13 protein-coding genes are annotated in these 11,898 nt (G+C 44.9%); 11 read left to right on the top strand and 2 right to left on the bottom strand.

Going from position 1 to position 11,898, the window contains the following annotated elements; translation table 11 throughout:
- The 11 genes from B4K20_RS09100 to rluB form a co-directional block, all read left to right on the top strand.
- Positions 1-375: transketolase-like TK C-terminal-containing protein (locus B4K20_RS09100; RefSeq protein ID WP_289282653.1), on the top strand; the 375-nt coding region annotated here is incomplete at its 5' end.
- A 153-nt stretch (positions 376-528) separates the two neighbouring features.
- Positions 529-1,527: a type I glyceraldehyde-3-phosphate dehydrogenase gene (gene gap, locus B4K20_RS09095; protein ID WP_286305762.1), complete on the top strand. Its 999-nt coding sequence runs from the start codon at positions 529-531 to the stop codon at positions 1,525-1,527.
- A 131-nt stretch (positions 1,528-1,658) separates the two neighbouring features.
- Positions 1,659-2,846 carry a phosphoglycerate kinase gene (locus tag B4K20_RS09090; protein WP_289282652.1) on the top strand — a complete coding sequence of 396 codons (1,188 nt, stop codon included), beginning with the start codon at positions 1,659-1,661 and terminating at the stop codon, positions 2,844-2,846.
- Positions 2,847-2,857: 11 nt separating this feature from the next.
- Positions 2,858-4,312: a pyruvate kinase gene (pyk, locus tag B4K20_RS09085; protein ID WP_289243735.1), complete on the top strand. Its 1,455-nt coding sequence runs from the start codon at positions 2,858-2,860 to the stop codon at positions 4,310-4,312.
- Positions 4,313-4,350: 38 nt separating this feature from the next.
- Positions 4,351-5,394 carry a class II fructose-bisphosphate aldolase gene (gene fba / locus B4K20_RS09080; protein WP_289282651.1) on the top strand — a complete coding sequence of 348 codons (1,044 nt, stop codon included), beginning with the start codon at positions 4,351-4,353 and terminating at the stop codon, positions 5,392-5,394.
- A 145-nt stretch (positions 5,395-5,539) separates the two neighbouring features.
- Complete coding sequence (gene crcB / locus B4K20_RS09075) at positions 5,540-5,914, top strand: fluoride efflux transporter CrcB (RefSeq protein WP_289243737.1); 375 nt, start codon at positions 5,540-5,542, stop codon at positions 5,912-5,914.
- Positions 5,911-6,213, top strand: a complete 303-nt coding sequence (locus B4K20_RS09070; RefSeq protein WP_289282650.1) for a DUF190 domain-containing protein — start codon at positions 5,911-5,913, stop codon at positions 6,211-6,213. Before crcB ends, B4K20_RS09070 begins: the two co-directional genes overlap by 4 nt.
- A gap of 4 nt (positions 6,214-6,217) precedes the next feature.
- Positions 6,218-7,489, top strand: a complete 1,272-nt coding sequence (gene serS / locus B4K20_RS09065; RefSeq protein ID WP_289282649.1) for a serine--tRNA ligase — start codon at positions 6,218-6,220, stop codon at positions 7,487-7,489.
- Complete coding sequence (locus B4K20_RS09060; protein WP_289282648.1) at positions 7,482-8,159, top strand: site-2 protease family protein; 678 nt, start codon at positions 7,482-7,484, stop codon at positions 8,157-8,159. Before serS ends, B4K20_RS09060 begins: the two co-directional genes overlap by 8 nt.
- A gap of 31 nt (positions 8,160-8,190) precedes the next feature.
- Positions 8,191-9,408 (top strand): tryptophan--tRNA ligase, encoded by a 1,218-nt coding sequence (locus B4K20_RS09055; RefSeq protein WP_286305754.1) that lies wholly within the window; start codon positions 8,191-8,193, stop codon positions 9,406-9,408.
- A gap of 20 nt (positions 9,409-9,428) precedes the next feature.
- Positions 9,429-10,328 (top strand): 23S rRNA pseudouridine(2605) synthase RluB, encoded by a 900-nt coding sequence (gene rluB / locus B4K20_RS09050; protein WP_289282647.1) that lies wholly within the window; start codon positions 9,429-9,431, stop codon positions 10,326-10,328.
- 15 nt (positions 10,329-10,343) lie between these two features.
- On the opposite strand, the gene B4K20_RS09045 is transcribed toward rluB, so the two are convergent.
- Positions 10,344-11,261, bottom strand: a complete 918-nt coding sequence (locus tag B4K20_RS09045) for a GGDEF domain-containing protein (protein ID WP_289282646.1) — start codon at positions 11,259-11,261, stop codon at positions 10,344-10,346.
- Positions 11,262-11,374: 113 nt separating this feature from the next.
- Positions 11,375-11,898 (bottom strand): SDR family NAD(P)-dependent oxidoreductase (locus tag B4K20_RS09040; protein ID WP_289282645.1); only part of this gene is annotated, 524 nt, incomplete at its 5' end.

Genomic DNA, 11,898 nt, shown 5'->3' with positions numbered 1-11,898 from the left:
GCTTATGTTCTGTCTGAAGCAGAAGGCGGCGCAGCGGATGTCATCATTATCGCGACAGGTTCTGAAGTTGACTTAGCGGTTAAAGCACAAGAAGAACTGAAAGCTGACGGTGTGAAAGCACGCGTTGTTTCTATGCCTTCAACTAACGTGTTTGATCGTCAAGACCAAGCTTACAAAGACAGCGTATTAACACCAGGTGTTAAACGTGTATCTGTTGAAGCGGGTGTGACTGACTTCTGGCGCAAGTATGTTGGCCTGGAAGGTGGTGTTGTTGGTATCGACACATTTGGTGAATCTGCGCCAGGTGGTGTGTTGATGAAACACTTCGGCTTCACCGTTGAAAATGTCGTTAAGACAGTTAAATCAGTACTGTAATTATTACTGGTTTAGAAATGAAGTAAAGAGATTGAACCAGTGGGCATCTGCTCACTGGTTTTTCTCTCTCTAAAGCTCGAAAGTCTAATAAGTGAAATTTCAAACTGAGATTTCAGTTCTTAGACAGACGGATATAGTGATAGGGGACTAAGCATGACGATTAGAGTCGGTATAAACGGTTTTGGCCGTATTGGTCGCATGGCGTTTCGTGCAGCCATCAAAGATTTTACAGATATTGAAGTGGTCGCTATCAATGATTTGTTAGATCCAGAGTATCTGGCCTACATGCTCAAATATGATTCTGTACATGGTCGCTTCCATGGTGAAGTCGAAGTCAGAGACGGCAACCTGGTGGTCAATGGTAAAACTATTCGCATTACTGCCGAACGTAACCCAGCAGACTTAAAATGGGATGAAGTCGGCGCTGATCTAATCATCGAATGTACAGGTTTTTTCCTGACTGAAGAAAGTTGTCAGGCACATATTGAGGCGGGTGCTAAAAAAGTAGTGCAGTCTGCGCCATCAAAAGATCACACCCCGATGTTTGTTTTCGGGGTTAATCACAAAGATTATGACGGTCAGTCAATTGTATCTGCCGCATCCTGTACAACCAATGCCCTAGCGCCTGTTGCCAAAGTATTACACGATAGCTTTGGTATTAAGCGCGGCTTGATGACCACCGTCCACGCGGCGACAGCGACTCAAAAAACAGTCGATGGCCCATCAATGAAAGATTGGCGTGGTGGTCGTGGCATTTTAGAAAATATCATCCCATCATCAACTGGTGCTGCGAAAGCGGTCGGTAAAGTTCTACCTGATTTGAATGGCAAATTAACGGGTATGGCTTTCCGTGTGCCCACGTCAGACGTCTCTGTTGTGGACTTGACGGTTGAACTGGAAAAAGACGCAAGCTACGACGATATCTGCACAGCGATGAAAGCAGCCTCAGACGCTGAATTAAAAGATGTACTCGGTTATACAGATGAAAGCGTAGTATCAACAGACTTCCGTGGTCATACTGCGCCTTCTAACTTTGATGCGGGTGCGGGTATCGCACTGGACAAGACCTTCGTAAAAGTGGTTGCATGGTATGACAATGAATATGGTTATACTTGCAATATGATGCGTCTTGTTCAATACGTCGGTCGTTAATTCATTCTTTTTCCAATAAAAAAACGAAGGCTTTCTGAATCCAGAAAGCCTTTTTTTATGGTCAAACTGTTCTAGAACGTTATACTTTGTGATGAAAGTCACAATTTTAATTATTCACGAGGAAAATCATCATGTCTGTAATCAAGATGGCTGATCTGGATTTGGCGGGTAAGCGTGTACTGATTCGCCAGGATCTCAATGTGCCACTGAAAAAAGGTGTGGTTGCTGATGGCACCCGAATTCATGCTTCATTGCCTACTATCGAAATGGCATTAAAAGCTGGTGCAAAAGTCATGATCATGTCACACCTTGGCAGACCCACTGAAGGTGAATACGAACATCAATACTCATTGGCGCCGGTAGCCAATTATTTATCTGCTTTATTAGATCGCCCGGTGCGACTTGAACAAAACTGGTTGGAACCCGAGTTCATTCCTGTTGAAGCGGGTGAAGTCGTACTTTGCGAAAATGTGCGATTTAATAAGGGTGAAAAGGCGAATGATGAAGCCTTATCTCGTCGCATGGCGAAGTTATGTGATGTGTTTGTGATGGACGCGTTTGGCACCGCCCATCGTGCTCAGGCTTCGACTCATGGTGTGGCGAAGTATGCGCCCATTGCTTGTGCTGGTCCACTACTGGCAACAGAATTCGAGGCACTGGCTAAGGCATTAGATAATCCAGCAAGACCACTTGTCGCCATTGTGGGTGGCTCAAAAGTATCAACAAAATTAACCGTTCTAGAATCATTATCAAAAAAAGTGGATCAGCTTATCGTCGGCGGCGGGATAGCCAACACCTTTATTGCAGCCGAAGGTTATCAAGTGGGTAATTCACTTTATGAAGAAGATTTGATTGATACCTGTAAAAAATTACGCGCAGAAGCCCAAAATCGTGGCGGGGATATTCCGGTCCCTGTTGATGTCGTATGTGGAAAGCACTTTGCTGAGAATGCAGAAGCTGAAACCAAAAAAGTGGCTGATATTGTGGCTGATGACATGATTTTTGATATTGGTCCAAAATCTGCCGCTGCTTTAACAGAAATTTTAAAAAATGCCGGTACCATTGTTTGGAACGGTCCTGTGGGTGTATTTGAATTTAATCAGTTTGGTGAAGGTACAAAAGAAGTCGCGATGGCCATCGCTGAGTCTGATGCATTTTCTATTGCTGGTGGTGGTGATACATTAGCGGCAGTGTCTAAATATAAAATTTGTGACGATATTTCTTATATTTCAACCGGTGGCGGTGCATTTCTAGAGTTTCTTGAAGGCAAGAAGTTACCTGCTGTTGATATTCTGGAGCAGCGCGCCGCACAATCATAAAGGAGTTTCATGTGACGGCCATAAGACGAACAAAAATTGTTGCGACTTTAGGGCCGGCCACACAAAGCCCTCAAGTACTGGATGCGATGATCGCAGCCGGAATGAATGTGGTCAGGCTCAACTTTTCTCATGGTGAGTCTGACACACATCTTGCACTTGCTGAGCTTGTCAGAGAGCGTGCCCGTTTGCAGAATAAACAAGTCGGTATTCTGGCTGATCTGCAGGGGCCTAAAATTCGTATTTCTCGATTCAAGCAAGGGTCGGTAGTACTGGAGGAGGGAGCACCTTTCATTCTGGATGCCCAGCTTGGCAAAGAGGATGGAAACGAACAACAAGTCGGTATCGACTACAAAGCGCTACCACGAGACGTCAAAGCGAAAGATACCTTGCTGTTAGATGACGGTAGAATCGTGTTACGAGTGGATACGGTCGATGCACATAAAATTCATACAACAGTGAGTTTTGGTGGCGTTCTCTCCAATAACAAGGGTATCAACCGTCTTGGTGGCGGCCTTTCTGCAAAAGCCTTAACAGATAAAGATAAACAAGACATAAAGACTGCTGCCAGTATGCAGGCGGATTACCTTGCAGTGTCTTTCCCTCGCTCGGCTGATGATATTCATCAGGCGAGACAATTATTACGTGACGCAGGCGGCTATGGGGCTATAGTGGCAAAAATCGAGCGTGCTGAAGCCGTTGAGGCGATTGACGAGATTATTGCGGCGACGGATGCGATTATGGTGGCGCGCGGTGATCTGGGTGTGGAAATGGGAGACGCCGCATTACCGCCTATCCAAAAACGTATCATTGGGCTGGCTCGCAAAAAGAACTGTCTGACCATCACCGCCACTCAGATGATGGAGTCAATGATAACGAACCCAATCCCGACTCGGGCAGAAGTCTTTGACGTGGCTAATGCCGTACTCGATGGCACAGACGCGGTGATGCTATCCGGAGAAACCGCTGTAGGCAAAAACCCAATAAAAACGATAGCAGCGGTTGACCGTGTCTGTCTTCAAGCTGAACTGGAGCGTGAGATACGGGTATCACGACACCGGATAGACTCACACTTTGAACGCATGGATGAAGCCATCGCGATGGCTGCGATGTATACTGCAAATCATCTTGATGTCAAAGCGATCGCGGCGTTGACAGACTCAGGAGCGACCACATTATGGATGTCCAGAATTAGTTCAGGCATCCCCATCTTTGCCCTGACGCCTCACGAAAAAACGGCACGAAAAGTCACCTTATATCGAGGTGTATATCCGTTGGAATTTGATGTAGAACATCACGACCATGCACGGATGAATAAAGAGATGATTGATGAACTTGTGCGCCGGGGTGTAGTTGCTGAGGGGGATATTGTCATCATAACCAAAGGTGATCTTGAAATTCAGGGCAGCACCAATGCCATGAAAATTGTCAGGGTGGGAGATATGGCTGAACCCAGACAGATAGACTAAGCTCACCTCAAAATAAATTTTTCTTTACAGGAGGCTTTATGGCCCTGATTACGTTGCGACAATTATTAGACTATGCAGCTGAACATGATTTTGCTGTTCCCGCATTTAATGTCAGTAATATGGAGCAAGTACATGCCATCATGCAAGCGGCTGACAAGGTAGATAGTCCGGTGATCATGCAAGCCAGTGCTGGCGCCAGAAAATATGCCGGTGAGCCATTTTTACGTCACTTGGTACTCGCAGCAGTTGAAGCCTATCCTCATATTCCTATCGTTCTGCATCAGGATCATGGGGCCAATCCGGATATTTGTATTCGCTCGATTCAGTCAGGTTTTACCTCTGTGATGATGGATGGCTCTTTACGTGAGGACATGAAAACGCCTTCAGACTTTGAATACAACAGTCAGGTAACAAAAACGGTGGTCGATATTGCCCACGCTTGTGGTGTGTCTGTTGAGGGGGAATTGGGCTGTCTAGGCTCGCTGGAAACAGGCATGATGGGCGAAGAAGATGGTCATGGTGCTGATTCAGCCTTAGACCACAGTCAATTACTGACGGATCCTGAAGAGGCAGTGGAATTCGTCAAAATCACCCAGGTAGATGCTTTAGCTGTGGCTATTGGCACCAGTCATGGTGCTTATAAATTTACACAACCACCGACAGGCGATGTGCTCGCCATTAGCCACTTGAAAACATTGCAACAAAAACTACCTGATACGCATTTTGTGATGCATGGTTCAAGCTCTGTGCCGCAAGATTGGCTGAAAATCATTAATACGCATGGTGGTGATATTGGCCAAACCTATGGTGTACCAGTGGAAGAAATTGTTGAAGGTATTCAATACGGGGTGCGTAAGGTGAATATCGACACCGATTTGCGTATGGCATCAACGGGATCCATTCGTCAGTTTCTCACTGATGAACACAATAAAGCTGAATTTGATCCAAGAAAATTCTTTAAAGCAGCTACTCAAGCTATGCAAACAATTTGTGAAGCGCGTTATCAGGCGTTTGGCAGCGCAGGTCATGCTAGCAAAATTGTGCCTGTTTCCTTAGGCAAAATGGTTGAAAGATACGGCTAATGCTTGATAACAGTTTGTTTGTCAGTGATTTGTATTCGCTATGACAGGCATATGATTGAATGCTATTTTCCTCATTAAACAATCAGTTGCGAGCCTTAGGCCAGAATACGGTAAACTACCTGTTTTTGGGTAGGGAATGTTGTTCGTGCACCAAATAATTGCTATTGCCGCAGGTGGTGCAGTGGGTGCCGTACTGAGGTTTGTTGTTTCCAATGGTGTCTATCGTATTTTAGGCCGGGACTTTCCATATGGCACGTTGGCTGTTAATGTGCTCGGTTCTCTACTGATGGGGTTTCTCTTCATTATCTTTATCGAGAGAGAGTTAGGCATGACGGAATGGCGTTCTGCCATTTTAATTGGGTTACTTGGTGCTTTTACAACGTTTTCGACATTTTCAATGGAAACCATGGCTCTGCTTGAAGCAGGCGATGTGACCAAGGCGATGCTGAATATACTTCTAAGCGTTTTACTCTGCCTGATGGCGACATGGGTAGGATTGAGCTTGGGGAGACAATTATGAGTCGGATAGATGTCACGATGGTGCGAGTGTACCTGGCTGAAGGACGCGATCATGGCGATAGCGTTATAAAGTTATTGGAAAGCTCCGATATTAAAGGTTTTACCGTGTTTCGCGGGATTGCTGGATTGGGTGCTGAACATCAATTGCATAAAGCGTCGTTATTGGATTTATCACCCGAGTTACCCTTAGTGGTCGAGTTTTTTGATTCCCCACAAAAAGTAGAAAAAATTATCACACAGCTAGAAAGTATGGTTAAGCCAGATCATATTGTGAGCTGGACGGCACAATCTGGAAAATAAAAGAATGTTAGATCCTAAGTTATTAAGAAATGAAACTGAACAGGTAGCTGAGCAATTAGCCCGTCGAGGCTTTGTTTTAGATGTTGCCCTATTAGCAAAACTCGAAGAAGAACGAAAACAGGCCCAACTTGAAGCTCAGGAGTTACAAACTGAACGAAACAGTCGTTCTAAAAATATTGGTAAAGCCAAGGCCGCGGGTGAAGATATCTCGCCATTACTTAAAGAGATTGAAGATTTAGGTGATCGCCATAAAGCGGCTGAGTCACGATTGAATGAAGTTTTGGCGCAGTTAGAACAGATCGCCATGGGAATACCTAATATTCCACAAGCTGATGTGCCTGCCGGTCAAGATGAGAGTGAAAATCAGGAAGTCTTGCGTTGGGGAGAGCCACGACAGTTTGATTTTGAACCAAAAGATCATGTTGATCTGGGTGCAACTTTAGGCATGGACTTTGATACCGCAGCAAAAATCAGTGCTGCCCGTTTTGTGACTTTATCAGGGCCTTTAGCTAAGTTACAACGTGCTTTAACGCAATTTATGCTGGATTTACATAGTGAGAAGCATGGTTACACTGAAACCTATGTGCCTTACTTGGTCAATGCAGACTCTTTAAGAGGAACGGGGCAGTTACCTAAATTTGAAGAAGATCTGTTCAAAGTGAATGATGGTGAGTTTTATCTTATTCCCACAGCTGAAGTGCCTGTCACTAATATTGTTCGTGACAGCATTTCTGAAGATGCTTCTCTACCATTGAAATTTGTTGCTCACACACCCTGTTTCAGAAGTGAGGCCGGTTCATACGGTCGTGATGTGCGCGGGTTAATTCGTCAGCATCAGTTTGAAAAAGTTGAGTTGGTACAAATCGTTCGCCCAGAGGATTCTGCTGCTGCACATGAAGAATTAACTGCACATGCTGAGAAAGTATTGCAGCTATTAGATTTACCTTATCGCAAGGTGAATCTGTGCACGGGTGACTTAGGGTTTTCTTCAACAAAAACTTATGATCTGGAAGTCTGGTTGCCAAGTCAACAAACGTACCGAGAGATTTCATCTTGTAGTAATTTTGGTGATTTCCAGGCGCGTCGTTTACAAGCTCGCTGGCGCAATCCTGCGACAGGTAAACCTGAGTTGGTTCACACCTTAAATGGTTCAGGTCTGGCCGTTGGTCGAACTCTGCTGGCGTTGATGGAAAATCATCAACAAGCGGATGGTTCTGTCCTCATTCCTGAGGCATTACGTTACTATATGGGCGGTCAGGACAGTATTCGTGTTTGAGTTTAGTCTGGTCCAGAAAATCATTATCTGGGCGATACCTGTGTTATTTGCCATCACGGTTCATGAAGTTGCACATGGCTGGGTAGCACTAAAATTAGGTGACAGAACAGCACAAATGTTGGGAAGGCTCACACTCAACCCATTCAAACATATTGATCCTATCGGTACGGTGCTGGTTCCCGGCTTATTATTGCTGCTCGGTGGCTTTGTGTTTGGCTGGGCAAAACCCGTACCGGTGAGCTATCAGAATCTGCGTCAGCCCAAACGCGATATGGCTTGGGTGGCTGCAGCAGGTCCCGCTGCTAATTTTATTATGGCGGTGATATGGGCCATCGTTGCCAAGCTAGGATTAATGTTAATCCAGGCTGACATCAGTTTGGGGCAGCCAATGATGTTTATGGGCGTGGCAGGCGTATTAATCAATACAATGTTAATGATGCTTAATTTACTGCCTATTCCACCCCTCGATGGTAGCCGTGTGTTATCGAGTTGGTTACCAGGGCCGGTGGCTTATAAATTCAGCAGAATAGAACCTTATGGTTTCTTTATTTTGTTGGGACTACTTTATTTCGGTATTTTAAGTTTGATTTTATGGCCATTGGTCAGTGCAATGCTCAATTTGCTGGTGATGGTGTTTGGTTTACCAGCGCAAATATTCAGTATTTTATAGTTAGCTAATTAAGGCTTATCAGGAGAACATTTTGGATACGGTTGCAATACAGTCCCGTCGCATTGTTTCAGGCATGCGTCCCACAGGACAACTGCATTTAGGGCACTATCATGGCGTTCTGAAAAACTGGATTAAATTACAGCACGAATTTGACTGCTTTTTCTTTGTTGCAGACTGGCATGCGCTGACAACACATTATGAAGACAGCAGCATTATCGAAAATAGTGTCTGGGAAATGGTGATCGACTGGTTAGCCGCTGGCATTGAGCCATCAACAGCATCGCTTTTTTTACAGTCAAAAGTCCCCGAGCATGCGGAATTACACTTGTTATTGTCGATGATGACGCCACTGTCATGGTTGGAACGTGTTCCGACCTATAAGGATCAACAAGAAAAGTTGAAAGAAAAAGATCTATCAACATATGGTTTCTTAGGCTATCCCTTATTACAAAGTGCTGACATTCTCATTTATCGTGCAGGACAAGTACCTGTCGGTGAAGATCAGGTAGCCCATGTTGAGTTAACACGTGAAGTCGCTCGTCGTTTTAATCATCTTTATGGTCGTGAAAAAGATTTTGAAGAAAAAGCAGAAGCTGCGATCAAAAAAATGGGTAAGAAAAACGCAAAGTTGTACAATAACTTGCGTAAGTCTTATCAAGAACAGGGTGACGCGGACGCACTTGCTACGGCTAGAGAGTTGCTTAAAAATCAGCAAAACCTAGCTCTGGGTGATATGGAACGTTTGTTTGGCTATCTTGAAGGGGCAGGTAAAGTTATCTTGCCAGAACCAAAAGCGTTATTAACACCGGCATCCAAAATGCCGGGACTGGATGGACAGAAAATGTCCAAGTCCTATGGTAATACGATTTCGCTGCGCGAGCCTGATGATAGTCTTGCCGAGAAAATTAAACGTATGCCAACGGATACCAATCGTGTCCGTCGAACTGATCCCGGTGAACCTGAGCGCTGTCCTGTATGGCAGCTGCATGAGGTTTACGCTTCAGAAGATCAAAAACAATGGGTACAAGAAGGTTGTCGCAGTGCAAGTATCGGGTGTCTGGACTGTAAAGGTCCACTGATTGATGCTGTGAGTGCCGAACTGAGACCCATCCGTGAACGGGCGTTGGATTTAAGTCAACACCCAGAGGATGTCCGCCGTATTATTGATGATGGTAATGCTGCTGCCCGTGAAGTGGCGCAGGAAACCTTGGCGGAAGTCCGTTCATCAATGGGTTTAAATTATAAATAAAAGGTTGCTGACGCGGTTTTATGGCTGAACGTATTCAAAAAGTATTAGCAAGAGCGGGTTATGGCTCTCGTCGACAGGTTGAAACCTGGATTAAGGAAGGGCGCGTCACTCGAAATGGTGAGCTTGCAAGTTTAGGTGATCAGATTAGTGAAGGTGATCGTTTAAAACTCGATAATAAACCGCTTTCGCCGAAACGCTTGTGGCAAGAGCCTGCTAAGCAGGTCATTCTTTATAACAAGCCTGTTGGTGAAGTATGCACGCGTAAGGACCCTGAAGGTCGCCGTACGATCTTTCAGTCGCTGCCTATTCCGGAGCAGGGTCGTTGGGTGAGTGTTGGACGACTCGATTTAAATACCAGCGGCCTAATTATTCTGACCACTGATGGTGAGCTGGCGAATCGTTTGATGCATCCTTCCCTTGAAATGGATCGTGAGTATGCGGTACGTGTCTTGGGTGAAGTCACATCAGACATGATGCAGGCGCTGCGTGACGGCGTTATGCTTGAGGACGGTGAAGCTAAGTTTGCTGATATTCAGGAGTCTGGTGGCGAAGGTGCCAATAAGTGGTATCACGTGGTTATTCAGGAAGGTCGTAACCGTGAAGTGCGTCGTTTATGGGAAAGCCAAGGGGTACAAGTCAGTCGTCTGATGCGGGTGCGTTATGGACCTATCATTATTCCTAATAACCTGCGTATGGGGCACTGGACTAAGCTTGAAGGCTCAGATTTAGATTATCTCTATGAGCAAGCAGGGATGAAGCCTGTTAGCAAAGCCACCTCTGGACGTAAACAGCCGGCGGCAAAGCAAGAACGAGCTAAAAAAACGCGCCCGAGAAAAGAGTTTAGTACAAATAAAGCTGAACAAAAGCGTGATGCGGAAGAGGCTGCTCCAAAGAGAAGACCACGTATCAGAGGACATTAGTCAGTTTATAGTTACTTACGGTTGTCTGGCGCATACGGTCACATTTTTGCCCGTGTGTTTGGCTTCATAGAGGGCCATATCAGCGCGCTCAAACAAGTGGTAGCCCTCTTCATTCGTGTGGAGCTGGGCTACACCTAAACTCACCGTAAAGCTAAAGCTGTTTTTTCCATCATGTGACAGTATTTGAGAGACAGATTCACGTACTCTCTCTGCCACAATTTCTGCATCATGAATATTGGTTTCAGGCAGTAATAAAACAAACTCTTCACCACCAAATCTGAATGCCATATCACTACTACGGAGTGAATGATTAATCATATCAGCAAGTATTTTTAGTGCCTTGTCACCAGATGAGTGACCAAATTTATCATTGATAGATTTGAAATTATCGATATCGATCACGATAAGTGACAGAGGCGTGTCATGGCGTTTTGTTCTTTCTACTTCTCGTTGTAAGTTCTTCTCATAAGCTGCACGATTCCCTAGGTTTGTCAGATCATCTAACAATGCTGCAGCTAACGCTTTTTTATAAAGCAGACAGTTTTTGAGAGGGTGAACCAACAAGCTGAGTAAGTCTTCCAGGAAATTAATGTCAGCATCAGAAAACTTTTTACGCTGAGTGAAGGTGATGTCACCCAGATAATCCCCATTCATTTCAAGTTTGTAGTGGCAACGATGATGAAATTTCTGTGCGGAATCAATCTGCACTTTCATGCTACTGTTTTGATAATGGAAACTGCACTCAGGGAAAACGGCATCAACTTCGCGTTGAAATAATCCAAGCATGTCTTCAAGGATAAGACTGGTTTGTAGTATATAAGGCAGCTGTTGATGAACTTGTTCTGCTGTTTTTGTCTGCGCAATATCTTGTTTTGGCTTTAAGCCTTCAACAAGGCTTAGTCTTAGTTGATTTGTTGTTGATACGTGTTCCATGGGAGCACATCCTTATTCAAGTTATGAATATAACCTGCTATAAGTGTGCCAACAACTATTAATGTAATTAAATCAGTGTCTTACATTATTGATGCCGAAACTTTGACGCTAAACTAACCGGCTTGTTCCGCTTTTGTCATGAGTTTGGATAAGTATAAACCGACTATATCATCAGGTGATTTCAAGCCTTCAGGATTGCGTGCTGGATAAGCCCGTGCAAATAAGCTCGTTCTCACTTCACCAGGATCAATGGTGCTGACGCTGACTTTTCCTTCAGCTTCAAGCTCGTCCTGCAGTTGAGCCGCAAAGGCTTCTATCGCAGCCTTACTGATACCGTAAGCGCCCCAGTAAGCAGTATGCTTGTGAATATCTGTAGTGAAAATAAGCTGGCTATTTTGCTGCTTGAGCAGAGGAAGACAAGCCTGGGTAAGTAAATAGGCAGCTGTCAGGTTGATATGCAGGGTTTCAGCCCATGTTTTAGCATCTTGATTGATAACCGGCGCTAACTGTCCCAAGGTAGCGGCGCAGTGCACTAATGCATCTAATCTGCCAAAGTTATCAGAGATAGTTTTGGCTAACTGTTTATAGTCATCCACTGTTGCTCCCTTGAGATCAAGAGGGTAGATGGCTGGAGTGA

The organism is Methylophaga sp. UBA5088 (assembly GCF_002414625.1).
Lineage (GTDB): Bacteria > Pseudomonadota > Gammaproteobacteria > Nitrosococcales > Methylophagaceae > Methylophaga > Methylophaga marina.
This window is presented reverse-complemented; position numbering and strand designations above follow the sequence as displayed.

Bases quoted from the DNA above. Each gene is read 5' to 3' on its own strand.
- rluB (WP_289282647.1), top strand. From the start codon at position 9,429: ATGGCTGAACGTATTCAAAAAGTATTAGCAAGAGCGGGTTATGGCTCT.
- B4K20_RS09070 (WP_289282650.1), top strand. From the start codon at position 5,911: ATGAGTCGGATAGATGTCACGATGGTGCGAGTGTACCTGGCTGAAGGA.
- B4K20_RS09090 (WP_289282652.1), top strand. From the start codon at position 1,659: ATGTCTGTAATCAAGATGGCTGATCTGGATTTGGCGGGTAAGCGTGTA.
- fba (WP_289282651.1), top strand. From the start codon at position 4,351: ATGGCCCTGATTACGTTGCGACAATTATTAGACTATGCAGCTGAACAT.
- serS (WP_289282649.1), top strand. From the start codon at position 6,218: ATGTTAGATCCTAAGTTATTAAGAAATGAAACTGAACAGGTAGCTGAG.
- gap (WP_286305762.1), top strand. From the start codon at position 529: ATGACGATTAGAGTCGGTATAAACGGTTTTGGCCGTATTGGTCGCATG.
- B4K20_RS09045 (WP_289282646.1), bottom strand. From the start codon at position 11,261: ATGGAACACGTATCAACAACAAATCAACTAAGACTAAGCCTTGTTGAA.